We start from the raw sequence: 24,770 nt of genomic DNA on the forward strand, positions 1-24,770 counted from the left end.
TGAATGCGAAGGCGTTCCCTAGAATTTGTGTTCCACCGCCGCACCACGAGGGAAACGAATTGCCGCCACGACTAGGACGCCACAAGCTGGCAGGTCAGGGCGGTTTGTGGAGTCTCGCGGTGTTGCTGATCACGGTAGCCGGCTGTTCATCGAATCCGCTCAGTACCGCGCCACGCACCATCGAAGCGGCGCGCCCCGCCGTGTCGCCGCCGGCGTCGCAGCAGCCGGCCGGCGCGGTGCGGCCCCTTGCCGGTTCCGCCGCGGCGGCGGTCTTCGACGCCGGCACCCACCAGCTGGCCGTCCTGACGCCGGGCGCCGACCCGGCCGCGCCCGCCAGCGTCACCGTCTTCGGCGGACCGCAGGTCACACCCCACGTCGTCGGGCTGCCGGGACCGGCGGCCGCGTTGGCCGATGACGGTCACGGAACCGTCTACCTGGCCGCGCGTGGCGGCTACTTCGCGGTTGAGCTGGCCACCGGCCGCGCGACGCAGGTGGCCGTCGAAGATGCCTCCCAAACCGAATTCACCGCGGTGGCGCAGCGCGCCGACGGCAGGCTGGTGCTGGGCAGCGCCGACGGCGCGGTGTACACCCTTGCTTCTCCAACACCGGCCTCCCCGGCGCCGGGCACCAGTGCGGCCGTCGCCAATCACAATAAGATTTTTGCGCGCGTCGATTCCCTTGCTACACAAGGGAATACGACGATAGTGCTGGACCGTGGACAAACGTCGGTGACGACGATCGACGCCGACGGTCGTGCCCAGCAGGCGCTGCGGGCGGGGCGGGGCGCCACCACCATGGCCGCCGATCCGGCGGGCCGGGTGCTGGTCGCCGATACCCGCGGCGGCCAGCTGCTGGTGTACGGCGTGGATCCGCTGATACTGCGTCAGGCCTACCCGGTTCCGCAGGCGCCATACGGCCTGGCCGGTTCCCGCGCGTTAGCCTGGGTTTCGCAGACCGTTTCCAATATCGTCGTTGGTTACGATCTATCCACCGGAATTCCCGTCGAAAAGGTGCGTTACCCGACCGTGCAGCAACCGAACTCGCTGGCCTTCGACGAAGCGTCAGACACCCTGTACGTGGTGTCGGGTTCCGGTGCCGGAGTTCAGGTCATCGAGCACGCGGCGGGTACGCGTTGACCGCGGCGCGGCGGAGCAGGCTGCCCGCAGGCTGGGACACGGAGATGTCCGACGAATACGAATGGGCGCCGCTGCGCCTGCCTCCGGAAGTGACCCGGATCAGCGCGTCCACCCGATTGTCCATCGAGGCCGAATACCGCGGGTGGGAATTGACCAGGGTGCGGCTTTACACCGATGGTAGCAGGCGAGTTTTGTTGCGCCGCAAGAAGTCTCGTTTGGACAGCGCCAACTCCGAGGGGCGACGGCCCGACCAGCCGGAACTGTGACGGCCGCCCAGCCACGCGAAGGCGGACATCGGATGTACGGCGTGCTGCGGCGGCTGTTCTTTGTGATCCCGCCCGAGCGGATTCACACGCTGGTTTTCGCCTTGTTGCGTGGTGTCACAGCGGTCAGCTGGGCACGACGGCTGCTGAGCCGGCTGCTGGCCCCGGCAGATCCGGCGCTGGCCAGCACGGTGTTCGGGGTGCGTTTCCCCGGGCCGCTGGGGCTGGCGGCCGGCTTCGACAAGGACGGCCTGGGGCTGCTCACCTGGGGCGCGCTGGGCTTCGGTTACGCCGAGGTCGGGACGGTGACCGCCAACCCGCAACCCGGCAATCCGGCCCCCCGGATGTTCCGGCTGCCCGCCGATCGCGCCCTGCTGAACCGCATGGGCTTCAACAACCTCGGCGCCGGCGCGCTGGCGATGCGGCTTTCGCGGCAGCGGCCCGAAGTGCCGATTGGGGTCAACATCGGCAAGACGAAGGTGACGCCTGCCGACGCCGCCGTCGACGATTACCGGGCGAGCGCCCGCCTGGTCGGCCCGCTGGCGTCCTACCTCGTGGTCAATGTCAGCTCACCGAACACGCCCGGGCTGCGCGATCTGCAAGCGGTCGAGTCGCTGCGGCCCATCCTGTCGGCCGTGCTCGCCGAGACGTCCACACCGGTGCTGGTGAAGATCGCGCCGGATCTGTCCGATGCCGACGTGGACGAAATCGCCGATTTGGCAGTCGAATTGGGCCTGGCCGGCATCGTCGCCACCAACACCACGGTGTCGCGGCAAGGTTTGAACACACCGGGCGTCGACGAGCTGGGTCCGGGTGGTATCTCCGGGCCGCCGGTGGCACGCCGGGCCGTGGAAGTGCTGCGCCGGCTCTACCGCCGTGTCGGCGATCGCCTGGTGCTGATCAGTGTCGGGGGCATCGAGACGGCGGACGACGCGTGGGAGCGGATTACCGCGGGCGCGTCGCTGCTGCAGGGCTATACCGGCTTCGTCTACGGAGGAGGCTTGTGGGTCAAGAAAATTCACGACGGCATCGCGCAGCGGCTGCGCGACGGTGGTTTCGCCTCGCTCAGTGATGCCGTCGGCTCGGCGGCCCACCCACCGGATTGAGGAGTGCCCGTCCGGACCCGACCCGCAATGTGCCGCAATCCCGCGCCGCTGCGATCGCGCGGTCGAGCACGAGAAGGCCGCCGGCATGACGAACCCGTGCTGGTGATCGCTTAGGACCAGTAGAAAATCGGAAATAGATTTTCGCGGGACCCGCTCCACTCCTGGCTAGGCTGACTACCAGTTCGGCATAAGGAGCGGCTGGTGATCACGTTGGACCGCTTGGTGAACGTGCTTGGTGGTTATGGAGTCCGGTTGCGTTGGTCGTCGGTGCCCAGGTCGACTGAACTGCGCAGCGTGGTGATCCACGAATCCGCCCCGGATCGTGTGGTGGTAGGGGATGTGTTGCTGGCCATCGGTGCCCGCTCCCTCCGCGAAGCGGTGCAGTGGGCAGCTTCAGCGCGTGCTGTCGTGGTGTTGGTACGCGACGGTGAGGAGCCGATCGCGTTCGACAAAGACGCCGAGGTCGGCGCGGTCATGGTGGTCGACGAGACGGTCACGTGGAGCGAGGTGGGTGCGGTCGTCTACGGGCTGGTGCTCGAGGGCCGTGAGACTGAATCCGGTCGTGGCCCAACGGATCTGTTCGCGTTGGCCGATAGCCTGGCGGACGCTATCGGCAGTTCAGTTGTCATACACGATCGACTGTTGCGGGTGCTGGCGTATTCGAAACTGCAGCAACATGCCGACCCGGCGCGGGTGCAGACGATCCTGGAACGGCAGACACCGGAGCAGCTGCGCGCACTGTTTGATGCTCGGGGCGTGTTCGCACACCTGAGGGTCTCCGACGAGCCGCTGTTTGTCCCAAAGGACTCCGAACACGGCTTGATCGGGCGCATGGTGGTGGCGGTGCGCTCCGGCGGAGAGCTGATCGGGTCGGTGTGGGTCGCGTGTTCGGCGCCGCTGAACGAAGCGGCGCGCACCGCCTTGGCCGAGGGTGCGCACACGGTGGCCCTGCATCTTCTACGCTCGCGGGCCAGCGCCGATTTGGAGCGCCAAGTCGAATCCGAACTGGTGATCCGGTTGCTGGAGGGCACCGCTGATGCCGCCATGGTGGCGAGCAGGCTGGGTCTGCCGCACGACGGTTTGAGGGTGATCGCGCTGCAAGCGTTCATCGGCGATGACCGCGATGCCGCTCTGTTGTTGGCTTTCGAGCGTGCCACCACTGGGTTCGGCTGGTCACGGCCGGGGCGCAGCGCCTTGGCGGGCAATATCGTTTACACGCTGCTTCCCGGCGGGCAAGCGGCGGATGCGCGGCGCTGGGTAACCGGTTTGCGGGCGGCCCTTCCCAAACAGGTGACGGTGTTGGCCGGCGTAAGTGGCGGCGCTGAGGTGACAGACCTCGCCGCCGCACGCCAGGAAGCCGAGGAATGTCTTGCGCTGCATGAGATGTCACCCGGGATCCCGCCTCCGGTCTATGACGAGTCATGGGCTGACATCCTGCTGCAGCGGTTGCGCACCGCGGCGCGCTCCGGCCGGTCCCCATCCCGTGGGCCGGTGGCCGAGTTAGGCCGCCACGACCGCGCCCACGGGACCGACTACGCGGCCACGCTGCGGGCATGGCTGGCGGCCCAGGGCGACCCGACCGAGGCCGGTAAACAGCTGGGAGTGCACGAAAACACCGTGCGTTACCGGTTGCGCAAGATGGCCGAGATCACCAATCTGCCGTTAGGCGATGCCAGAAAGCGGCTGGCGATGATGATAGAACTCGCGGCTATCGACACCGACTGACCAGGGGCGCTGTCGGAACCCGATAACGCGCGGCCCCGTAGTTGTCTGGCTGCGGCAAAGCTGGCGGCGACCATCCGCACCATCATGAAGGTTGCCAACCCAGCGGGCAGGTTTGAGTGACGGCTGGTATCCGCCCGCCGCGCGGTACCGCAAACCCAGGCCGACTCTGCGATAGGAAAGTTTCGATGTCCACCTCAGACCCCGATCATCAATCGATCGCCGACCACCGACCAGATGATGACGCCGCGATGGAGACCTTCACCGTGCCTTTGCCGCGAAGGCTGTTCGTGCGGCTGTTTGGTCGCAATCCGCTGATACGCACCACGGACCGGGTGGAGGCGCTGATTTTGGTGTTGGCCGTTGCGGTGTCGCTGATCGCCGTACCTATCGGTGCAGCCGTGGGCACCGCGGTCCATGATTCTCGTAGCCGCCACTACGCCGAGCAGGTCCAGACTCGCCGCCCGGTGACCGCCACTGTCATCGGGGAGAGCCACACTCGCCGCAACCTTGAGAGCCCGACAGTGACGGTTCCTGCCCGATGGTTTGCCGCCGGGGCCGAACGCACCGGCGACGTCACCGCGCCGCTGACGGCCAAAATTGGCGACGATGTTGAGATTTGGGTAGATGACGAGGGCCTTCCCGTTGCCCGACCGCTGAATACCGCCCGCGACGAAGCGCTGACCTTCGCGGTAGCGACCTGGTGGGCCGTGAGCCTCTTGGCAGCGGCCCTATTTGCACGCGCACGGATCACCCTTGACCGAATCCGCTACGACCGATGGCAACGGAGCTTCGACCGCCTCGTCGAGCGACGATAAGCATCGCGTCCACCTTGTAATTCGCAGCACAGTCTCCGCGTGAGCGTCTGCGGGGATCGAGTTTCCGCATGTATGAGGCGCTCTCGCCACTTGGGCTGTAGCCGTTTCGGGGCGGCCTCGGCAGAGGCGTTGTCGGGGCGTGACAATGCTTCGCACCGCAGTTGTCGGTTTCCGGCAAACACCTTCGGGCCCGCATACGCCACCATGGAGTCAACCGCCTCACGAAAACCTTTATACCGCACCGGAATTTCGCCCACCATGGGCCTCCGAGTCGTCAGCGGCGGCTGCCTCCGTTGGCCCGCCCCTGACGACGCCTCTCGACAAACGAAAGGACATCGCTCAAAGTGACGAGCACCAAATCCATCTGGATGACACGACAGCAGTACACCCGATTGCGGAACAAACTCAACGCGTTGCGGTCGGGGCTGATCGTCGAAGTCCCCGACGACATGATGGACTTCGACGCTAATCGCTCAGCGCGACAGCGTCGTATTCGCGAGATACAGAACCTGTTGGCGAAGGCGGTCGTTGGCGAGGCGGGCGAGGATCCCGCCGGTGACTCAATCGCCGAACCGGGCATGGTTTTGACCATTCGCTACGACGTCACGGGCGAAACCGAAACTTTTCTGCTCGGCAGACGCGGCAGCGAAGGCGCCAAGATCAAGGTCTACTCGATGGCGTCGCCGCTGGGTCGCGCAATAGCCGGCGCGCGTCCCGGCGACCAACGCATTTACTCAATTCCGGGTGAGACAGGTCGACTGGTGACGCTGGTGGAGGCCGTGCCGTATGAAATGCACCTACGACAGGGGCTGGTCACAGGCAGTCCACCGCGACGCAACGTCAATAGCGGCCCGAGCACGCAACTGACGCAGCATATCTCGGAAACCAACCGCGCCAACCACGTTCGCGTCGCGCGGGCCGAAACCTTAAGTACCACATACGGAGAGCAACGAATATGACCAGCACACCACCCGTGTGGATTTCGCCGCACGGCTATGAGCGGCTACAAAGGGAACTGGCCAGGTTACGTATGTTGCACAGCAGCGCAAACGTTGACGGTCAGCCGGACGACAACGCGATCGCTGTCCAATTCGCGTGGCAGGCCAGGATCCAACGAATTCATGATTTGTTGGTCAATGCCGTCGTCGGCGAGGACCCACCCGACGACGGGATCGCCGAGCCCGGCATGGTCTTGACCGTCCGTTACGACGATACCGGTGACACCGAAACCTTCCTCCTCGGTGTTCGCGGCGCGGAATACAGCGACATCGAGGTCTACTCCAACGAGTCCCCGCTAGGCGCCGCGATCGCGGGCGCACGCCCCGGCGAACGACGCACCTATACCCTGCCCAGTGGTGCGACCCTGGACGTCACACTGCTTGAAGCGGTGCCGTACGGGGTTCACAAGGCCGGTTTGAAGTCATGGCCGATTATATGACCCCGATTCATCGCATCGCGCCTGAATATGTTGAATTACAACCACATACACCGGCAACTGGGCATGCACCGGGTGCCCAATCGTCCATCGCTGACGTCCCGCGCGCCCAGAGGTGATCACATGGTCTTCGAAGTAATCGACCCGGTGGCGATCATGTTCCTCTTGCTAGCGGGTTTAGGCCTGATCATGGCCGTCGCGTACGGACGCATGTGAGTCGGTCGAACTCGATGGCACATCTCGCTTGTCGGCTTCGCCCCGCTCGGCGGCGCGGCCACCCGGCGAGTCGGCGCCTTAAGCTGCGCCCGCTGCGTTGTCGCCTTCGCCGTCGTGCTCGCGCAGCAGATCCTCGGGGTGGTGGAAGGTGTTGGTGCGGGGTTGGCCGCGGTCTTGGTGTGGCGGTGGGATCCATTCGGTGTCGCCGTTGGCGCGTTTTCGGGTGGTCCAGCCCTTGTCGAGGAGCCGGTGGTGGGGTCCGCAGGCCAGGGTGAGTTGGTCGATGTCGGTGCGGTACGTCGTGGCCCACTCTTGGACGTGGTGGACCTCGCAGTAGTAGCCGGCGACGTCGCAGCCCGGTGCGGTGCATCCGCGGTCCTTGGCGTACAGGACAATTCGTTGCCCGGGTGAGGCCAGGCGTTTGGTGTGGTAGAGCGCCAGCGGCTTGCCCTTGTCGAAGATCGCCAGATAGTGATGCGCGTGGCGGGCCAGCCGGATGACGTCGGACATCGGTAGCAGGGTGCCCCCGCCGGTCAACCCGGTGCCGGTGGTGCGTTCGAGGTCGGCGAGCGTGGTGGTCACGACGATCGACGCCGGTAGCCCGTTGTGCTGCCCCAACTGTCCGCTGGCCAGCATCGCGCGCAGCGCGGCGTTGAGCCCGTCGTGATGGCGTTGGGCGGCACTGCGGGTGTCGCGGCGCACCGCCTCCTCGGACGGGGCGCCGTCCACGGCCGGGGTGTCGTCGTCGGGGTTGCACATGCCCGGGGCGGCCAGCTTGGCCAGCACCGCCTCCCAACTGGCCCTGGCTTCCGGCGTCAGCCATCCACTCAGCCGCGACATGCCGTCGGCCTGCTGGGTGCCCAGCACCAGCCCGCGCACCCGCGCGCGATCTTCGTCGGTGTAGCTGCCATCGGGATGGAGACAATCCATCAGGCGCCGGGCCAGCTTGGCGAACTGCTCGGGCCCAAACTCGCCGGCCTTGGCCGCCAGATGCTGCTCGGCGTGCACGCAGGTCTCGACGTCGACCGACTCGGGCAGCTGGTGAAAAAACCGCCGGATCACCGCCACATGATCGGCCCCGATCGCCCCGTCACGCTGGGCCGCCGCCGTCGCCGGCAATACCGGCGCCAACGGCGCACCGCTCAACGCCCGCCGCGGCCCCAGATCGGCCGCCTCAGCGATGCGCCGGCCGGCCTCGGCCCGGCTGATATGCAGCCGATCGGCCAACACCCAGGACAACTTGCCACCCAACTCCGTCGAATCCGACTGCTCGCCAACCTGATTGATCAGTTGATGCCTTGGCGTCTGGAGTTTGCGTGTTACGCATTCGAGTTTCTCCAAGATTCCCAGACGTTCCGGGTTGGTCAGTGCCGCATACGAATGCTCCTCAAAACGAGAAGCCACGGCGCACAACGTGTCGACGTCGTCCTGAATCTGCTCGCGGTCCGTCACGGTCATCTGCACGGCCCAATCGGCCGTGCGAACGGGCTGCACAGCTCGTACCTGGCTGCCTTCAACTGGCCGATCAGAAACGCGTACTCCCCGACCACGTCAAGCAGCTCGGCAGGCGTCAGTGCCTCATACAAGTGCCCCTGAAAGCGACTAATCGAACTCATGTTCGAATGCTACGACCGCCCACTGACAAATCACGCCGCGGTGGAACCACCGGGACGAAAGTGGCGCAAGTGATTTCGGCCCGACGCCCGACGCCCGACGCCCGACGCCCGAAGGCGAGAGCCTAAATCCACGCCCTACTTCTGTTCGTAGGTGGCGTGGATGACCGCCCGCGCGATGGCGTGCTGGAACAGGTTGAAGCCGAGGAAGGCCGGGCTGGCGTCCTCGGGCAGATCCAGCTTCTCGGTGTCCACGGCATGCACGGCGATGTAGTACCGGTGTGCGCCGTGGCCCGCCGGCGGCGCGGCGCCGATGTAGCGGCGCTGCCCGGCGTCATTCACCAAAGTCAGCGCATCCCCGGGCAGGTTGCTGCCGTCGCCGGCGCCCGCGGGCAGTTCGGTGACGTCGGCCGGCAGGTTGGCCACCGCCCAGTGCCAGAACCCAGAGGCCGTCGGCGCGTCGGGGTCGTAGACGGTGACGGCGAAGCTGCGGGTCTCGTCCGGGAATCCCGACCAGCTCAGCTGGGGGCTGACGTCCTCGCCGCCCGCACCCATGATCCCGCTGACTTGCGGATTGGCCAGCGGCTGGCCGTCGGTAACCGATTGCGAGGTCAACGTGAAGGTTGGCAGCTTCGGCAACGATGCGTACGGGTCAGGAGCAGTGCTCATGGCGGTCCTCTCGTGTGATCAGCGTGCGTTTGTCGTCTAGCAGTGGGTCAGGAAATGGGCCAGCACGTCGGTGCCGAACCGCAGCGCATCGATGGGTACCCGCTCATCGACGCCGTGGAACAGCGCGGTGAAATCCAGGTCCGGCGGCAGGCGCAGCGGGCTGAAGCCGAAACAGCGAATACCCAAGCGCGCGAAAGACTTCGCGTCGGTACCGCCGGAAAGCATATACGGCACGGTACGGGCACCCGGATCGAACGCCAGCACCGCGGCGTTCATGGCATCGACCAGGTCCCCGTCGAAGCCCGTCTCATAGGACGAGAAGTCCTTGATCCACTCGCGCGTCACGTCCGGCCCGAGCAGTTCGTCGATCTCGGCCTCGAAGTCCGCCTTGCGGCCCGGCAGAATCCGGCAGTCCACCACCGCCTCGGCAATCGCCGGGACGACGTTGGCCTTGTATCCGGCCTTGAGCATGGTGGGGTTCGCGGTGTCGTGCAGCACGGCCTTGAGCATGCGAGCCATCGGGCCCAGCTTTTCGATCGCTCCGCGCAGGTCACCCGATTCGGTGTCGAAGGTGAGCCCGGTCTCCTCGCTGACGGCGGCCAGGAATTGCGCGACCGTGTCGGTCAGCACGAGCGGGAACTGATGGCGGCCCAGGCGGGCGACGGCCTCGGCGACGGCGGTGACGGCGTTATGGTCGTGCACCATCGAGCCGTGACCGGCCGGGCCCCGGGCGGTGAGCTTCATCCAGGACAGCCCCTTTTCGGCCGTCTCGATCAGATAGAGCCGACGTTCGCCCCCGTCCCGGCGCCGCACCGTCAGCGAAAACCCGCCCACCTCGCCGATCGCCTCGGTGACGCCGGTGAACAGCTCCGGCCGATTGTCGACCAGCCACTGCGCTCCGAAGGTGCCGCCGTGTTCTTCGTCGGCGATGAACGCGAAGACCAGGTCGCGCGGCGGCACGATGCCCGCCCGCTTCAACTGGCGGGCCACCACGATCATCATGCCGACCATGTCTTTCATGTCGACCGCGCCGCGGCCCCAGACAAAGCCCTCTTTGATCGCGCCGGAAAACGGGTGCACACTCCATTCGGTCGGCTCGGCCGGCACCACGTCCAGATGTCCGTGGATCAGCAGCGCGCCACGCGAGCTGTCGGCGCCCGGCAGGCGGACGAACACGTTGCCGCGGCCCGGCGCGCCGGATTCGACATAGTGAGGCGCGTAGCCGACCTCCGCGAGCTTTTCCGCGACCCACTGCGCGCAGTCGGCCTCACCCTTGGTCGTCTCCGGTTCGCCGGTGTTGGTGGTGTCGAACCGGATCAACTTGCTGACAACCTCGACCACGTCGTCGCTCGAGTTGGTCGGCACCTCGGTCGCCCCGCTCTGAATGGTCACAACACCCTTTCCTACCATTGCCGAGGCTGGACGGCTCGACGCCGAGCATCGAGACGTCTCGAGGAGCTAAATTGGGTTCGCGGCACGCGATCCGATAGCCTTAGCTGCCAACCCATGCGGGTTTGGCCTTGTCCGAGTGGCGGAATGGCAGACGCGCTAGCTTGAGGTGCTAGTGCCCTACTAATGGGCGTGGGGGTTCAAGTCCCCCCTCGGACACAACATAATCGCACGCATCGCCGCAGCTAGACGGCCGTAATCCGGCGCTTGCGACGCCGGTCGGCCGGTGCCTTGGACACGCTTTGGACACTATCTGCGATCTTCGCGTCCAGATTGACCGCCACCGCATCAAGGTCCGAGTCGAACAGATCGGCATAGACGCGCAGCGTCACCGAGGGATCTTTGTGGCCCAGCATCCGCGACACCGCAAGGACATTCGCGCCAGAGCTGACAGCCAGGCTCGCGCAAGTGTGCCGCAAATCGTGAGGCGTGATCGTCTGCACGTCCGCCCGCTCGACAGCGCGGTTGAACCACCCGGTTTCGTCGTAGCTCGGTCGCTTCAGGTAGCCGCTGCTGCGCGCCGGGAACAGCAGATCGGCGGCCGCTCTCCCCTCGCATCGCACCGCGAGCCGCGAAAGCACCGACGCCGCGACCGGCACCGTCCGATTCTCCTTGCCCTTCGTCTGTCCGACCTCGAACTCCTGCCCGACCTGGACAGCGTTGCGATGCACCGAGATACGGCGCTTGAGGAACTCGACGTCGGCAACGGTCAGCGCGATCGCCTCACCCCACCGCAGGCCGGTGAACGCCAACAGCAGCACCAGGTCGGCGTGGCGGCCGGACTCCTCGGCCAGCCGGCACACATCGGTCTCGGTGAGATAAACGTGGCGCTTGGGTGACTTCTTCGGCTTCTCGCCGCGCTTGAACTTGCGCGCCGGATTGAACGCCAGCGCCCGATGCTCAACCGCATCGTCGAGGATGCCCGCCAGGATGCCGATAGCGCGATTGACCACCGTGGCGCTCGAACCGCCCCGCGTCATGGACGCGGCCCACGCCTTGACGTCGAGGCTGTCTACCTTGCCCACCGGGACCCCGGCCCACTTCGGCCCGACGTGCTTGCCGTAGGCATACGAGATCGTGCGGTAGTAGCTCGGCGCGAGTGCCTGTTCCTGGCGCGCCAGCCATCCGGCCGACAGATCGCCGACCGTCATTCGGCCGCGCGCTGGGGACACATAGGCACCCTCGGCCTTGGATGTCTCAACCTTGGACGCCCACGCCGACGCGTCGCGCTTTGTGGTGAAACCCCGTTTGCGGCTCGTTACGCCATTCGGTTGGCGGTAGCGAACTTCCCACCGTTCGCCGCCCGCCGTTTGATACCGCTTAATCGTCGCCATCGCCGACCCTCTCACGCACAAACCTGGTCACATGCGGCTCAATGCCAGACTCGACAAGTTCGACTTGGCGCTGCCGCCAAGGCGGAAGGGCCCGCGCGACAAACGTCAAGAACTCGTCGTACTCGCCGTCGTGCAGCTGTCCGGCAGCCTGGTACCAGCGCCATAGCTGGTGGGCCGCCACGCCGCTCTTCACGCCGGTCGCTTCCACTGCGTCGTCGCCGGAATGGCTTACCGGCATGAGCAGCGTTATCGGCGAAACACCAAGCGCCACAGCAAGAGCCACGAGATCATCCGGCGTGACTCGCCGTTCCTCTGCTTCAAGACGCCGGATGCCGACCGCATTTATCGACCAACCGGCCGTAGCGATGAGCCGCTCGGAAAGCTGCGTGAAGTTCATGTTCATCGCCTCACGTAGGCGCTTTACGTTGGCGGCGACGGTCCGTGAGGTCGCGCCGATGTCGGGCTCTTTACCTGCCATGCCGCCATATTGACATACTTTGTCAACACTGCGCAATAGTTGACGGATACTTACACACATGCTATTCGTATAACTGTCAAGCTATGACAGTTTAATGACAGGAGATGGCAGTGGCCGTACTCGACACCGAATTGCTGGAGGTGAACACGCCAGCTCAGACGGCAAAGTTCATACAAACCAGCGAGGGCAGCCTGGCCCAGGACCGATACCGCAAGAGGGGCATCCCCTTCGTCAAGATCGGCGGCCGGGTCCGCTACCTGCGGCAAGACATCCTCGCCTACCTCGATGCCAACAGAATGCAGCGCACCGACGACCCCCGAGGCGGCGCTGCCTGATGCAGGGCAACCATGCCGGACCCGAATCGCGGCAGGTGTCGTGGTGGGCTGTGCATGAGTTCGTTGCCGCGGTTCTCGATCAGGTGAACGGGTGGCCGATGCTGGGCACCCCGGCGTGGTGCAGCCTCGCCCACGACGACCCCCGGAAGTGGGCGGCCGTACTCGACGGCGGCCAGCACCATGCGCTGCGCCTCGAGCTCAACCAGGAGGCACACGCGGAAGTAAGCCGTGCGGTCTCAGGTGCTGTCGACTGGTCGGCGCTGGCGCGCGAAATCAACAGGCGCACTGACTTTTACGCTGCCCGGCCCTGGCTGAGGCGGGCGCAATGACAGACACCGAGGCCGCCGCGGCGCCCGCCTACAACGGCTACTACCACCCCGACGACCCCGGCCCCGCCGAGCCGGGCGACAGCAGCCTCGCAGGCTCAGGCGCCCTCGACTATGGCGCTATAGACGGCGGGTCGTTCATATTCGACGAGCCCGCCGACATCCCCGCCGTGTGGGGCTCTGGCGGCCAGGTGCTCTGGGCCGAGGGCGAATCCCTGATGATCGCCGGGCAACAAGGCCTCGGTAAAACCACCCTGGCCGGAAGGATTGTCCGCGCACGCCTGGGGCTCGGAGACGGCACCGTCCTCGGCCTGCCGGTGGCACCCACGGACCGCCCTGCCCTGTACCTAGCTATGGACCGGCCGCGGCAGATCGCACGGGCAATGCGCCGCCAATTCAACGAGGACGAGCGCGACGTACTGGCCGAGCGCCTCATCGTTCGGCGCGGCCCACCACCTGCCGACCTGGCGGCACACCCAACGCTGCTCGCCGCGATGTCCGAGTACTACGGCGCCGCCACAGTGATCGTTGACTCGCTCAAAGATGCCGCGCTCGGCCTGTCCAACGACGAAGTGGGCGCCGCCTGGAACCGCGCACGCCAGCACCTCCTCGCCGCGGGCTGCCAGCTATGCGAGTTGCACCACTGCGTGAAGCGCGGCCCCAACGGCGGCGAGATCAAGGACATCAACGACGTCTACGGCTCGGCATGGCTCACTAATGGATGCGGCTCCGTCATCCTGCTCACCGGAGCGCCCGGCGACCCAGTCGTGGGCTTCAGGCACGTCAAACAACCTGCCGAGGAAGCCGGGCCGTGGCAGCTGCTACACGACCAGGACGCCGGCCAGATGACCGTGAAACACAGCTTCGACCTGATCGCGTTAGTCAAGGCGACTGGTGCTGACGGACTAACAGCCAAGGGCGCAGCGGCGGCGATTTTCCAGAAGCGAGAACCGTCGAGCGCGGAGGTCGAGAAGGCGCGCCGCAAGCTCATGAAGCTCGAGACCGAACGCCTCTTGGTTCGCCTTGCAGGCGCCAAGGGTGGCGCTGATGGCGGTACGGCGGTGGCGTGGTTCCTAGCTGATTGGGGCCACTGATGAGCGATCACGGAGCGATCACGTTTTTCGCGAAACCGCAGGTCAAGCGATCACGCCCCCCTCTCCACCAGAAACCGATCACGAACCGACCACGCCGATCACGCTTCGGGCAAACCCGCAGGTCAAGCGATCACGCGCCCGATCACGCCGATCACGCGGCAAGCGATCACGAAAACCACCACCTCTATAAGAGGTGGGGTTTGAGCCGCAATGGACCGGCACCGCACGCCTCATCGAATGCATCTCTTCAACCCACCCCTACGAAAGGGAACACACCATGACCGAACAACCCGACCGTGCCGCCTACAACACCACGGGCGTCCTCGAAACACGCTGCCCGGACTGCGGTGCAGCGCCTTACGCGTGGTGTGTCGACGGCTGCGGGGTCCGCCGGATTCCCTGCGTCGGCCGCCTCGCGGCGGCTGTACGCGCGCTCCGCGGCGGCAGCCGCGATCACCCCGACCTGAAAAGCGCCATCGACGATTGGAGAGAGCGCCGCGCGCGTGGAGACGTCATTGAACCGGGGCCGCCGAAGCCAGCCGCGGACGTCGCCGCGCTGGCGTGTACCGCGACCACCGTCACCCACCTGACCGCTGACGGACCGTTCACCGAGCACGTCACCGTCGCCAGGGCGATCATGCCGAAAACCCAAGAAGGAGAACAGAAATGAATGACGAGACCACCACCACCGAGGAGACGGAACTCAGCCCCGAGGCGTTGGACATCGCGGTCAAAGCCACCGCCGGCGCCGAGTTCACCGACTCGTTCCGCCCGCCGACACCGGGCGCCGCGGTCGCGGATGAGCAGCCCGTCGAGCCCAGCGACACCGAAGAGCCTAGCGAGGTTGACACGCTGAAATGGCTTCTCGCTGAGCGTGACTACCGGCTCGACAACCCCGACGAAAACACCGAGGCCGCCAGGCACCGGCACGCGCGGCGCGAAGCCGAAGCCCAAACCCAAGCGGTGACAGCAAGACTGGAGGCCATGCAGCGGGCCGCGATCGACGCCCAAGTCACCGCAATGGGACTCAAGCCCGCCGTGCTGTGGGCGGCCGGCGCCAACCTCGCTGATCTGTTAGGCGAGGATGGCACGCCGGACACCGCGAAGGTTGAGGCGGCCGCCGAGGCGGCGAAAGAAACGCTCGGGGTCGTCGCCTACAAGCCGGTACCGGCCCGGCTGCAGTCCGGCGCAATGGCAACACCACCCAAGCGTGACGCCTGGGTGGACGCGTTCGCACCCAAAAGCGACTGAGATATGGCGGACCCGCGCGCTACACTAAACGTGTTGTCCCCCAGCCAGGTGCGGAACGGCGTTAGGCGAGATGCCAGCCGCGGACGACAAACCCACGTCAATCACTTGCGCGGGTTTCCCGCACCTGGCAAAAGGACTAGAACAACATGGCATTCACAGCAACTACCCCCAATTCAGCCCAAGCATGGCGCCCCGACGTTTACGAGTTCGCGGCCAGCGACATCATCCCCGACGCGCTGATCTTGCAATGCACAACGCAAGGCGCCGACGTCGAGGGTGACGCGCCCGCCGTCAGGGTCGCGTACGTCGACGACGACGAAGCCCAACTCTCGGACGAGGCCGACGAAATACCAGAAGCCCAACCGGATCTGGCCGAACGAATCATCTATACCTCCAAGGTGACCCAACTTGTTAGGCTGTCTAACGAACAATTTTTACAGCCCTCCACGGCCGAGACCATTGCCCAGTCGGTGGCTCGTGCGGTCACTCGCCGCGGTGACCTGTTCTTCACCACCCAGCCCGCACCTGTAGCGCCTGCCGTGGCACCAGTCGCGGGCCTGTTCAACGTCCCGGGCCTGATCGACGGCGGCCACGTCGCCGACGACCTCGACGTACTGATCGACCTCATCGCGACGCTGCAGCACAACCTGGCGACACCGAGCCTGCTGCTGCTCGATCCGACAGGATGGGCAGCCTTCCGCAAGTTGAAGACGGGCACCGACCGCAACCTCAGCCTGCTTGGCGCCGGCACCAGCGACGCCCAAGCCATGCTGCTGAGCCTTCCGGTCATCGTCAACAACGCGGTGCCCACAGGCGAAGGCGCAGTCATCGACCGCAACGCGATCATGTCCGCAGTCGGCACACTCAAGGTTGCAACCAGCGACGACCGCTACTTCGAGACCGACAGCGTCGCCGTCCGCGCCACCTGGCGACTCGGCCACACCGTGGTCCGCCCAGAGCGCATCGGCACGTTCACCATCGGCGAGGGCGGCAGCTAGACGTGAGGCAGCAGCGCAGCGGCGACGTCGGCAGTGTCATGGCAGCCGACACCGTCGCGCCTGCTGCACACGAAACCCGTTGGCCGCGGCCTGTTCTAAACGCGCCGAGCAGGTCGCGGTCGGCGGGCCAACCGCGAGAGGTCTACTGATGTCGAACACCTCAACCCGCCTGCGGCGCGCCTGCTTTCGGCGCGACGACTACACCTGCGTCCAATGCGGCTACGAAGGCGAACCCCGCAGCGGCGAGCTGCACGTCGACCACATCATCAACCGCGCCGAAGGCGGCACCGACGACCTCGACAACCTGCAGACCTTATGCACACGCTGCCACCAACCGAAGAGCCAAGCCGAAGCCGCACGCGGACGACAACGCCACAGCGGCAAACGCCGACCACCACTACACCCAGCCGACGCCATGTCGGATTTGCTGTGACAGCATCACCGCAGCTCAAGCGCATAGGGGGGGTAACCCCGGCGGGCAAGGGCCTACAGCCTGTCGGCATAGGGCCCGCCTGTCCGCCGATGCGCCGGGAAATTCTGGCGGGCGCCGTTCTTGGGAGGGCTGAATGACCACTTCTGCCGCTGGTAGGCGGCTTCGGGCCGCCTTGTCCGACGCACTGAAAAGGGAGTCCGAAAAGGCGGGTTTGCCGCTGGTTTTCGACGCCCGGGAGCAGGCCCATGTGGATGCGGCGGTGCGGGCGGCCGATCATGTCGCCAAGCTGCAGCGGCTGCTCAACGAGGAGATGCGCGGTGAGAGGCGTGTGTCTGTCGCGGCGAAGTTGATGGCCGAGATCCGGCTCCAGGATCAGGTCGTCGCCGACCATGTCGGGAAGATCGGCCTGCCCGAGCTGGCGCCGACCAAGTCGGCCCAGCAGCAGGCGGCTGCGACCGCGCGGTGGGGCGTGAACAGGCCGCCGAAACGAGTAAGGAGCTAAGGGGTGCCGATCGTTGACGGTGGCGCTGTCAGGCCACGGCGGGGTGTGTATGCGGCGGTTGCGGAGGCTATTGATGAGGAGTTCCGCAAGCTGGCGGTGTTGGGTCGCGAGCCGGAGGCTGTGTGGCCGCGGTGGCGGGCGATGATGGCCTATGGGGCGACGGTCGAGGTGCCGGCGTTTTTGGTGCCGCGGGAGATGCGGCCGCGGCTGGAGGCTGGGCGTCCGATGCTGGTGGCTCGCGTGTCGGCCGACGACGAGATCAGCTTCCGCGTCGAGACAATCGCCGAGGCTACAGAGCGTCTCGGGCTGTGAGCCTGCATGTCTGCTTTTTGTGCAGTTTCAACCGCGGCCGGAGCGTCATGGCCGCGGCGATGTTCAAACACGAGCTGCGCCAGCGCGGTTTAGGTGATGTGGTGCGGGTGTCGAGCGCGGGCACCTGTATCACTTGCGCGGATCACGGTCCGGCTGACGAGCGGGCGTTCTGGGTGCTGCACCGGCACGGCTATCGGGTGCCGCTCGGGCATCGCACGCAGCTACTCAACGCGGACCGACTGAACGCCGACCTCGTCGTGGCTTTCGGCGCCGAGCATGTCGACCTGCTCCGTAAGTGGGGCGTCGACGATGACCGCATCAGGTGCCTCCACGCGAAGAATCCGCACACTCTGCGCCAGTTTGAGGACGCCTACGGCCGGATCGAGGCGGCGATGCCCGCGCTGCTGGCGTGGGTTGAGCAGCGGCGCCCGGTGTGGTGGCGGTGGTGGAAGCTAACGCCGGATGGTGTGTTGGCGTCGCCGATTGGCGGATACCGTTGGGAGACGGCCGATTACAAGGCGTTCTGTCCGCACCCCATCAAGGGCAGCTGTAGCTGCGGTGTCTATGCGTTCACGAGCGCGGCTGACTGCCATGCCCATATCGACGCGACCGGACGATTCGCTCCCGACTTGCTCGCCCCGTCTGAGTGCGCCGGCGTGGTGCTCGGGCGGGTGCAGCTGAGTGCTGACGCCTACCTCGCCAAGGCCGGGCTGTCGGTGACTCGGCGAGGCGTGCCCAGGCGGGGTGACCCGGTGCGGTCCGCTTCGCCTGAATGGCTGGCATCGGGTGCCCGGATCATGCGGTTGCGCAGCACCGGCGATCAGGCCCTCGACGACCGGCTCGCCCAGCGATACGGGGTGCCAGTATTCGGCGATCGAGACAGGCGACACTAGGTAGATGAAGATTGCGGATTCGCGATCGGCTGCCCGCTATCCCGACTGGGAGACCGACCCTGTCACCGGCTACAAAGATGCAGTCGAACCAGCCGAGCCTGGCGAAATCCACGCTTGGCTCTACACGCCGGACGACGTTGGCCCAGCGCGCTGGATTCTCAATCAACGTGGCACGGCCCTTCTACAGGATGGGCACGTAGAGGCCGCATGCGGCCTAAGCCTTCGGGTCATCTATCGCATGTCGTTCGACATGACACAGGACAACGCGTGTCCCCGGTGTGTACGGATAGCGCGTTTGTGGCAGACCAGCCGCGCCGAGTATTACGAGCTGATCAGGGAGCGCCACGAGCGATGGGCTGAACGCGACAGGCGACGGTACAAAGCCCTCGACGCCAACGACTTAGCGCGTCAAGACTCATACGGTACCGACCCCATCGAGGACGACGACAGCGGCGAGCCGCTATAGGCGTCAGTTGCGTTGCTCGTTCGCCCACACTTCGCGGTACTTGCGGGCAGCCTTAGCGTCGTCCCACTCAAACAGGCTGTGTAGCGGGGAATCCGGCGACCGCGCCGCATCCACAACCACCTGCTCTGTCAGCTCGTCGCCGTGCTCGGCAGCAAGCCGTTCAAGCTCGCGACGCTGCTCAGGACTCATTTCTGGCACGGTCACATCCTTCCTGCCCTCATAGGTTCGGTCCTCGACCAGTGGTCGGCCGCTCGGCGCCGTGGCATGACGGGCGTTGGTAGTTGCGGCACCTGGCGAGCGATCAGCGCGCGGTGCTCCCAGTCGGCGCGGGCCGCGATCGCCTCACGGCTTCGACGTTCCCGAAGCGCCCAATACACGCCACCACCGACAGCGAGGCCGCCGAAAAGCCACGGGTGCGCGACGGCCATAGCTAGCACGAGGACGGTCAGCGTGACCGCAGCGGCCGGGTGCCGGTCGTACCAGGTGCCCCGATCGGGGCACCTGGACTCGTAACCGCACCGCGCGCAGGCTTGGCTAGCCACGGACCCATCCTCGCGCTTCGGCGGCCGCGTTGAGGAGCGCCAGCGCGAGGTCTTGGGCCTCGTCGGGCGAGAGCTCGCTGCCGCGGAGGCACACGTCGATCGTCGGGGCGTCCTCGCCGTTGTCGACTCGGCCGTCACCGAGCTGTACGCCTACGGTGCGCACTTCGGCGATCACTTCGGCGGCGCCGTTCAAGACGACGCGCTCCGGCCCGCGGAAGCAACGGCACTCGTTATCCCAGAATGCCCAGTCGTCGGCGTCGGATGTCGCACCGTCTGGCAGCGGAACAGTGGGGCGCGGGCTGGGTGTGGTTGTCATACTCATCGTGTCGAACTCCTTGCTTTGTCATCTGGTTCGGCCATTCCCCGGGGCCCGTTCCGAGCGGGTCGCCGGGGCCTTCCGCAGTATGCGGGAAGTCGTGGGGCGTGTGGGGCAAGATCGACGCGCCGTAGGGCGCGTCAGCAACTCTGGACGCACTTTGGACACAAACTTCTGTCAAAACGCGACAAAAATTGTTAGCTATAGGGACGTATTGTCGCTGGTGAATCCAGATTTCGGCCCCTGACCAGGTAGCTCTGTGGGGGTTCAAGTCCCCCCTCGGACACATCCGGCGACACGACTTAAGTCGGCCGTCGCCTTGACTTGTCGCAGATGCGGATCGTAATCAAGGCGGAGCCCCAGGCTCGCGTACACCTCGGCGCGTTCCGCCCCGGTCGCCGCACCGAGCACGGCTGACAGCCCACCCAGTTCCTCGACCAATTCGCTGATCTGTGCCGCAGACATGACGCGGGGCCGCTCCGCTTGCTCAAGACGGGCCTTCAGCTCGTCGCGCTCGGCGGTGCGGCGACGCAATGCGGCGGTTAGGTCCTCCACGGCCACGCCGGACTCCACGGCGCTAACCAAAGCAGCAACCTTGGCATTCGCCTCGCGAAGCTGGCGCTGCAGGGCGGCGTAGCCAGTGCCGGCTGCCGGGTCCACATCCTGCCCGCGTGCGAGGTCTTCCGGATCGGCCAGGCTGGCGATCCATTCGTCAAGTCGCGCAGTCACCTCGTCTTCACGGAGATAGACGGTGCGCGGATGATCACTCAGGTCCACAGGTACAGAGCGCGACTTGCCCAGCTCACAACGGTAGAGAATGCGGGTCGTTCGTTTCCCGACGCGAGCGGCCCCCTGCATCCGCCGTCCACACGCGGCGCAGAACAACAGGCCGCGCAGCGCATACGGCACTGTCGATTCTCTGCTGCAAACGAGACCGGGACCACGCCGTGCCTGCGTCCGAAGGCGAACAGCCTGCACCAGTTCATCGGGAATCAGCGCTTCATGTGTGCGGCGATCTGGTGCGATCCAGTCGGCCTCATCACGCCACCGCATGCGAGTCTCATACCCCGCCGCGACATCGTCGGGGTTGACCAGGACCTCGTATTTCTCCTGCTTGCCCCAAACACGGATACCGCGGTACGCCGGGTTGTCGAGTATGGCGCGGATCGCCGAATGGGACCACCCTCGCGGGTCACGGTGACGATTCCGCACCGGGTCGTACTGGCTCGGTGACGGCACGCCATCGTCGGTGAGCTGTTGCGCGATGTAGCGCAGGCCCGCTCCGTCGGCGTACATGCGGTAGATCCGCTCGACAACCGAAGATGTCGCGGGGTCAGGTTCGAGGCGGTGAAGCCGCTGCCCAAGATTGGCCTTAGCAGGGTTTGGGTGCGGGCCGGCATCGACGAGCCGGTAACCGTAGGGTGGTCGACCACCGAGATATCTGGCCGTGTCCTGCGCAAGTGCCGACATCGCGGTACGGACGCGCATCTGGATTCGAGCGCGCTCTCCCTTGCTCATGCCACCGAACAGAGTCATCACCAGGTCGTGTGCCTCGGAGCCGGGATCAACCGCTCCGCCGACCTCGGGTACCCACAGGCCGACGCCGTAGTGCGTGAGGACAGGGAAGGTGAGCGCGAACTGCGGCCCGTAGAACGCACGGGCGGGTTCCCCGATCACTACAGCATCAAAGCTACGGTCCCGACAAGCGACATCAGCAAGGAGACGTGACGCCTCTGGCCTGCGCTTCCACGGCAGCGAACGGCTCTGTCCCACATCGAAGTAGTCAGCGGCGAGGACTCCGCCGTGCGGAGTGATCAAGTCCATGGCCCGCCGCTTCTGCCAGCTGCGGCTCGCCTCCGGATCTTGAGCGTCCTCCGTGCTCACTCGGCCATAGAAGGCGAACCTCAGACTCACCCCACTACCCTTCCTGATCCGAGCATCCGGTCCCGCACCGCCATTATCACGTGTACCAGCGCGCTGTTGGCCTCGCGCGACAGTCGATAGTGGTCGGGCAGGACAATTTCAACATCCCCCACTGACATCGTCGGCGCAGCGATTCGAGCGTCACCCTCGCACCGGGCATTTGCTGTTGGGGATCCGTCAGCCATCGCATCCCCCTGGCAAATCCCATCGCTGGTTGCGGGCTTTGCCACGGACTTCCATCAGTCCGATGCGACGGGCGTCTATGCATCGGAGAGCCGCGGAGTTCACGAGGGTGCGATCACCGAGGCTGGTGAGGCCGGCACGGTCGAACTCCCACACCACCAGATCATCGCTATCGGTGGGGTCGAAACCTAAATCATGTTGGTATGCAGTGCTTTTCAGACGTTGTTCACGTGTCCAGGTGGCGCGGCGTTCCCGCAGCGCGGTCATCGTGGTGGAGTAGCGGCGGGATTTGCTGGTGATGTGCCCGCGGTAGCCCAGGGTGTGCAGCCACCGGCCGACACCGGCCAGTCCCCTATCGGCGAGTTGGCTGATGGTGGTCAGGATCGCCCGGACGTGATCGGACACATCCAAGTTGGCGATGGCCTCGGTGGAGATTCGTCGCGCGCTAATCCCTACGTCGGCTAAGGATTTGGTGACGTATTTCGCGAGGTAGCGAGCTACGCGGCGGCCTGGCAACATCCGGCCGTGTGGTGAATCGTCCTGCACAGCAGGACTTTCCGTGCCAGCGTGCCGGTTGTCGATGGGTTGAGTGTCGACTTGTGTGCCGAACCTGATCACCCGTGTCGCGGTATCTGAGGATGGGTCGGTGACCGTCACGGCTACGGTTCGAGCGGCCTGTTGGACGATGGTGGCCAGTTCGGTGGCTGTGAGGGGCGCTTGCCAGTAATGACCGCCGCAGTTATCGCCGTCGGGCGGGTCGAGGCGGATCAGGGCATGAATATGCGGGATGAGCCGGGCTTGCAATTCGACGACTTTGATGAAGCTGACCCGCACCGCATCCGGGTCGGCGCCCGTGGCGCGTAGCTCTCGGCGGAGTGTGCGGCGCAGGGTGATGGTGAAGCGTCGCCACAGTTCTGGCATGTGCCATGTGAACAGCACATGCCCGATGTAGTCGTAGCAGTCCGCGCAGATCGGCTGTCCCACATGGATGTCCGCTTCTCCGTGAGCTGTGCTGCACCACAGCGGTTTTCCATGCGGGCAGCGGCGGTAGCGGCCAGTCCCGTGGTGGTCGCGGCACACCCGGAGGCGCTTGTCGCCTGCACGTGAGGTGGTGTGGACCGGCCCGTAGCTGGGCGCGGTCAGGGTAACGAACACCTGCGGACGATCCGCCACTGCTTCGGGGATGTCGTGGTGGCCGCCGGCGGTGCCAGCGTGCACCAGTTGCCACGTGTCGCGAGCGTAGAGGTCCGAGCACGACGGGCAGATCTGGGCGCGGCGGTTATTGCACCGTGTCCACACGACCCGATCGCGGCCGAACTCGTCTGTACCCGTGAGTTGAATGGGGTGGGCGCAGAAGCCAACGGATTCCGCGCGCCGCCACCAGGATTCGAATCCCATTGAGGACGCGCGGCGCACCATCTGCTCCACCACCGCGTTGGCGTCGATTGTGGCGGCTATCCCGGGCAACGCCAGCGCGAGGGCCGTCGTTGCAGTAGTCACCGCTGACCCCGATCGGTGTTCGTGCGCTCGCTATTGGCCTGGTTGGTGCGGGTCGCGGCACGGGGTGCCCGGAACCGTGCTGCCAGAGTGGTGATGTCGTGGTCAGTGACGTGAAATGCCCGTACCCGCACCGGGTGGGCGGTGCCATCAATCATCATGTACCCGACACCCGGCGTTGCATCAGAGATACGGTCGCACTCCGCACCGGCATCCCTTGCTCCCTGGCCGAGAACCATGGCGGTTTGGGTGGCTTCGGTCAGTCGCAGCCCGATCCGCACGGTGAACAGTTGGCGCACGGGCAGTGTCTCTTTTGCCGGGTCTTGCACCGCGGCCACCACACTGATTCCCACTGCCCGGCCCTGGGAGAGCAGCAGGCCCAGGAGTTGTTCGATTTCGGCGCGGATTTTGCGATCGGAGACGTAGGCGGTAAGCGCGGCGATCTCATCGATGACCACGACGAATAAAGGTTCCGATGGGGTGGGTGTATGCAGGCGAGTCTTGCCACGTAGCCGGTGCGCCCGCGCGTGCATTACGTCAACCAGTTGGCGCAACAGGCGCACGGTGGTGTCAGTGGCATCGTGCGTGAATACCGTGAACATTGGTGCCCCGGCGCCCAGTTCCATGCCGCCTTTGGGGTCGATCACGCACAGCCGCACCAGCCCGTTTTTCACCTCGGGGGCGATGCCGGCGATCAGTGACCACAACACGCTGCTTTTGCCGGCCCCAGTGGCTCCAGCAATCAGCATGTGGTGGCCCAGCAGGGGCAGGTGCCACCAGTGGCGGGTTTCGGTGATCCCAACCCGCACCGCCCCCACATCCACCCGTGTGGCCGGGTTGGGTATGGGCAATGCGATCGGGTCCGCCAAGACATCCCCGCGCATGACGGTGATCTTTAGTTCCCCGGGCGCGGTCGAGGTGATCGTCAGCCGATCGGCGCGCCAGGCGGCGGCCAGCGCGTCGGCTTGTCTGTGCCAGTCAGCCAGGGATTGGCCGGTCACCACGCGCAGCTGCAGTACGTCGGTACTCTTGCCGATTTGTACCGACCGTAGTGCTGGCACGAGGGCGCGTTCACCCAGGCGGGCGGTGAGTCCGTGCAGGCTGCACACCGATTCCCAGCTGCGGCTGTAGCGCCACCAGCTCAGCCAGCGGTGTCGCACCGGTTCGGTCACCCAGGCTTGAAATGACCCTGGGTCTAGCCAGGCCCACCCCGCATAGGCAGCACCGCACGCGATGGCAGTGATCAAGCCCGCGCGTGGGCCGTGGCTGATGGCGACTGCCAGGCTGAGGATGATGGGGATGCTGAGGGCGGGGAACAGAATCGACCACCACAGCAGGTACCCCGTGGCTTTGGCCAGGGATAGGACGAGGTCTTCGAACCAATCATCATGATCCGACCCAGTGTTGTTGGTGTGCTTCTTGTTTGATGCCATGACCGATGCTCTCCGTAGGTGTTTCGC

Annotated in this window: 28 protein-coding genes and 1 tRNA gene; 19 read left to right on the plus strand and 10 right to left on the minus strand. The window is 65.7% G+C overall.

Going from position 1 to position 24,770, the window contains the following annotated elements:
- The first annotated feature begins 86 nt into the window (after positions 1 to 86).
- The 7 genes from G6N50_RS07925 (at position 87) to G6N50_RS07955 (ending at position 6,483) form a co-directional block, all read left to right on the plus strand.
- Positions 87 to 1,136 carry a YncE family protein gene (locus G6N50_RS07925; protein ID WP_179970143.1) on the plus strand — a complete coding sequence of 350 codons (1,050 nt, stop codon included), beginning with the start codon at positions 87 to 89 and terminating at the stop codon, positions 1,134 to 1,136.
- Positions 1,133 to 1,402 (plus strand): DUF5703 family protein, encoded by a 270-nt coding sequence (locus G6N50_RS07930; RefSeq protein ID WP_083097739.1) that lies wholly within the window; start codon positions 1,133 to 1,135, stop codon positions 1,400 to 1,402. Before G6N50_RS07925 ends, G6N50_RS07930 begins: the two co-directional genes overlap by 4 nt.
- A gap of 32 nt (positions 1,403 to 1,434) precedes the next feature.
- The gene (locus tag G6N50_RS07935) at positions 1,435 to 2,505 is read left to right on the plus strand and encodes a quinone-dependent dihydroorotate dehydrogenase (RefSeq protein WP_083097737.1); all 1,071 of its coding nucleotides are present in this window, start codon (positions 1,435 to 1,437) and stop codon (positions 2,503 to 2,505) included.
- A gap of 201 nt (positions 2,506 to 2,706) precedes the next feature.
- Positions 2,707 to 4,230 (plus strand): PucR family transcriptional regulator, encoded by a 1,524-nt coding sequence (locus G6N50_RS07940; protein ID WP_083097735.1) that lies wholly within the window; start codon positions 2,707 to 2,709, stop codon positions 4,228 to 4,230.
- 185 nt (positions 4,231 to 4,415) lie between these two features.
- Complete coding sequence (locus G6N50_RS07945; RefSeq protein ID WP_083097733.1) at positions 4,416 to 5,045, plus strand: Rv1733c family protein; 630 nt, start codon at positions 4,416 to 4,418, stop codon at positions 5,043 to 5,045.
- Between the two features lie 344 nt (positions 5,046 to 5,389).
- Positions 5,390 to 6,004, plus strand: coding sequence for a GreA/GreB family elongation factor (locus G6N50_RS07950; RefSeq protein ID WP_083097731.1), 615 nt, complete (start codon positions 5,390 to 5,392; stop codon positions 6,002 to 6,004).
- On the plus strand, positions 6,001 to 6,483 hold the full coding sequence (locus tag G6N50_RS07955) for a GreA/GreB family elongation factor (RefSeq protein ID WP_083097730.1): 483 nt from the start codon (positions 6,001 to 6,003) through the stop codon (positions 6,481 to 6,483). The genes G6N50_RS07950 and G6N50_RS07955 overlap by 4 nt, the downstream gene beginning before the upstream one ends.
- A 291-nt stretch (positions 6,484 to 6,774) precedes the next feature.
- Here the strand turns inward: G6N50_RS07955 and G6N50_RS07960 are convergent, their stop codons facing one another.
- The 3 genes from G6N50_RS07960 to G6N50_RS07970 form a co-directional block, all read right to left on the minus strand.
- Positions 6,775 to 8,154, minus strand: a complete 1,380-nt coding sequence (locus G6N50_RS07960; protein ID WP_163650825.1) for an HNH endonuclease signature motif containing protein — start codon at positions 8,152 to 8,154, stop codon at positions 6,775 to 6,777.
- Positions 8,155 to 8,447: 293 nt separating this feature from the next.
- On the minus strand, positions 8,448 to 8,978 hold the full coding sequence (locus G6N50_RS07965; protein WP_083098711.1) for a YbhB/YbcL family Raf kinase inhibitor-like protein: 531 nt from the start codon (positions 8,976 to 8,978) through the stop codon (positions 8,448 to 8,450).
- 36 nt (positions 8,979 to 9,014) lie between these two features.
- On the minus strand, positions 9,015 to 10,388 hold the full coding sequence (locus G6N50_RS07970) for a M20/M25/M40 family metallo-hydrolase (RefSeq protein ID WP_276053865.1): 1,374 nt from the start codon (positions 10,386 to 10,388) through the stop codon (positions 9,015 to 9,017).
- Between the two features lie 112 nt (positions 10,389 to 10,500).
- Here G6N50_RS07970 and G6N50_RS07975 point away from each other — a divergent pair.
- Positions 10,501 to 10,586 (plus strand) — tRNA-Leu (locus G6N50_RS07975).
- 26 nt (positions 10,587 to 10,612) lie between these two features.
- Here G6N50_RS07975 and G6N50_RS07980 read toward each other — a convergent pair.
- Both G6N50_RS07980 and G6N50_RS07985 read right to left on the minus strand, forming a co-directional pair.
- Positions 10,613 to 11,578 carry a tyrosine-type recombinase/integrase gene (locus G6N50_RS07980; protein ID WP_232068909.1) on the minus strand — a complete coding sequence of 322 codons (966 nt, stop codon included), beginning with the start codon at positions 11,576 to 11,578 and terminating at the stop codon, positions 10,613 to 10,615.
- A gap of 169 nt (positions 11,579 to 11,747) precedes the next feature.
- Positions 11,748 to 12,239 carry a helix-turn-helix domain-containing protein gene (locus tag G6N50_RS07985; protein ID WP_083098716.1) on the minus strand — a complete coding sequence of 164 codons (492 nt, stop codon included), beginning with the start codon at positions 12,237 to 12,239 and terminating at the stop codon, positions 11,748 to 11,750.
- Between the two features lie 104 nt (positions 12,240 to 12,343).
- Here G6N50_RS07985 and G6N50_RS07990 point away from each other — a divergent pair, with 104 nt between their 5' ends.
- From G6N50_RS07990 to G6N50_RS08040, 11 genes are all read left to right on the plus strand, one after another.
- Positions 12,344 to 12,574, plus strand: coding sequence for a helix-turn-helix domain-containing protein (locus G6N50_RS07990; protein ID WP_083098717.1), 231 nt, complete (start codon positions 12,344 to 12,346; stop codon positions 12,572 to 12,574).
- Entirely contained in the window at positions 12,574 to 12,903 is a 330-nt protein-coding gene (locus G6N50_RS07995) for a DUF2742 domain-containing protein (protein WP_179970102.1), read from the plus strand. Before G6N50_RS07990 ends, G6N50_RS07995 begins: the two co-directional genes overlap by 1 nt.
- Complete coding sequence (locus G6N50_RS08000; protein ID WP_083098719.1) at positions 12,900 to 13,994, plus strand: AAA family ATPase; 1,095 nt, start codon at positions 12,900 to 12,902, stop codon at positions 13,992 to 13,994. The genes G6N50_RS07995 and G6N50_RS08000 overlap by 4 nt, the downstream gene beginning before the upstream one ends.
- Positions 13,995 to 14,271: 277 nt before the next feature.
- Entirely contained in the window at positions 14,272 to 14,664 is a 393-nt protein-coding gene (locus G6N50_RS08005) for a hypothetical protein (RefSeq protein WP_142275728.1), read from the plus strand.
- A complete protein-coding gene (locus G6N50_RS08010) occupies positions 14,661 to 15,245 on the plus strand; it encodes a hypothetical protein (RefSeq protein ID WP_083098722.1) in 585 nt (194 codons plus the stop codon). The genes G6N50_RS08005 and G6N50_RS08010 overlap by 4 nt, the downstream gene beginning before the upstream one ends.
- 146 nt (positions 15,246 to 15,391) lie before the next feature.
- The gene (locus G6N50_RS08015; protein WP_083098724.1) at positions 15,392 to 16,243 is read left to right on the plus strand and encodes a phage major capsid protein; all 852 of its coding nucleotides are present in this window, start codon (positions 15,392 to 15,394) and stop codon (positions 16,241 to 16,243) included.
- A 148-nt stretch (positions 16,244 to 16,391) separates the two neighbouring features.
- Positions 16,392 to 16,676, plus strand: a complete 285-nt coding sequence (locus G6N50_RS08020; RefSeq protein ID WP_083098725.1) for an HNH endonuclease — start codon at positions 16,392 to 16,394, stop codon at positions 16,674 to 16,676.
- A 133-nt stretch (positions 16,677 to 16,809) separates the two neighbouring features.
- Complete coding sequence (locus G6N50_RS08025) at positions 16,810 to 17,178, plus strand: hypothetical protein (RefSeq protein ID WP_142275729.1); 369 nt, start codon at positions 16,810 to 16,812, stop codon at positions 17,176 to 17,178.
- 3 nt (positions 17,179 to 17,181) lie between these two features.
- Complete coding sequence (locus G6N50_RS08030; protein ID WP_142275730.1) at positions 17,182 to 17,490, plus strand: hypothetical protein; 309 nt, start codon at positions 17,182 to 17,184, stop codon at positions 17,488 to 17,490.
- Entirely contained in the window at positions 17,487 to 18,383 is an 897-nt protein-coding gene (locus G6N50_RS08035; RefSeq protein ID WP_232068910.1) for an arsenate-mycothiol transferase ArsC, read from the plus strand. The genes G6N50_RS08030 and G6N50_RS08035 overlap by 4 nt, the downstream gene beginning before the upstream one ends.
- 4 nt (positions 18,384 to 18,387) lie before the next feature.
- Positions 18,388 to 18,849, plus strand: coding sequence for a hypothetical protein (locus G6N50_RS08040; protein WP_083098731.1), 462 nt, complete (start codon positions 18,388 to 18,390; stop codon positions 18,847 to 18,849).
- 3 nt (positions 18,850 to 18,852) lie between these two features.
- Here G6N50_RS08040 and G6N50_RS08045 read toward each other — a convergent pair whose 3' ends face one another.
- From G6N50_RS08045 to G6N50_RS08065, 5 genes are all read right to left on the minus strand, one after another.
- Entirely contained in the window at positions 18,853 to 19,038 is a 186-nt protein-coding gene (locus G6N50_RS08045) for a hypothetical protein (RefSeq protein ID WP_142275731.1), read from the minus strand.
- 345 nt (positions 19,039 to 19,383) lie between these two features.
- Positions 19,384 to 19,713 (minus strand): hypothetical protein, encoded by a 330-nt coding sequence (locus G6N50_RS08050; RefSeq protein ID WP_142275732.1) that lies wholly within the window; start codon positions 19,711 to 19,713, stop codon positions 19,384 to 19,386.
- A 261-nt stretch (positions 19,714 to 19,974) separates the two neighbouring features.
- On the minus strand, positions 19,975 to 21,621 hold the full coding sequence (locus G6N50_RS08055; RefSeq protein WP_073875681.1) for a recombinase family protein: 1,647 nt from the start codon (positions 21,619 to 21,621) through the stop codon (positions 19,975 to 19,977).
- Positions 21,622 to 21,807: 186 nt separating this feature from the next.
- Positions 21,808 to 23,313: a replication initiator gene (locus G6N50_RS08060; protein WP_042911655.1), complete on the minus strand. Its 1,506-nt coding sequence runs from the start codon at positions 23,311 to 23,313 to the stop codon at positions 21,808 to 21,810.
- Positions 23,310 to 24,743 carry an FtsK/SpoIIIE domain-containing protein gene (locus tag G6N50_RS08065; protein WP_042911654.1) on the minus strand — a complete coding sequence of 478 codons (1,434 nt, stop codon included), beginning with the start codon at positions 24,741 to 24,743 and terminating at the stop codon, positions 23,310 to 23,312. Before G6N50_RS08065 ends, G6N50_RS08060 begins: the two co-directional genes overlap by 4 nt.
- Between the last annotated feature and the right edge of the window lie 27 nt (positions 24,744 to 24,770).

It is taken from the genome of Mycobacterium mantenii, assembly GCF_010731775.1.
In the GTDB taxonomy this organism is placed as follows: Bacteria; Actinomycetota; Actinomycetes; order Mycobacteriales; family Mycobacteriaceae; genus Mycobacterium; species Mycobacterium mantenii.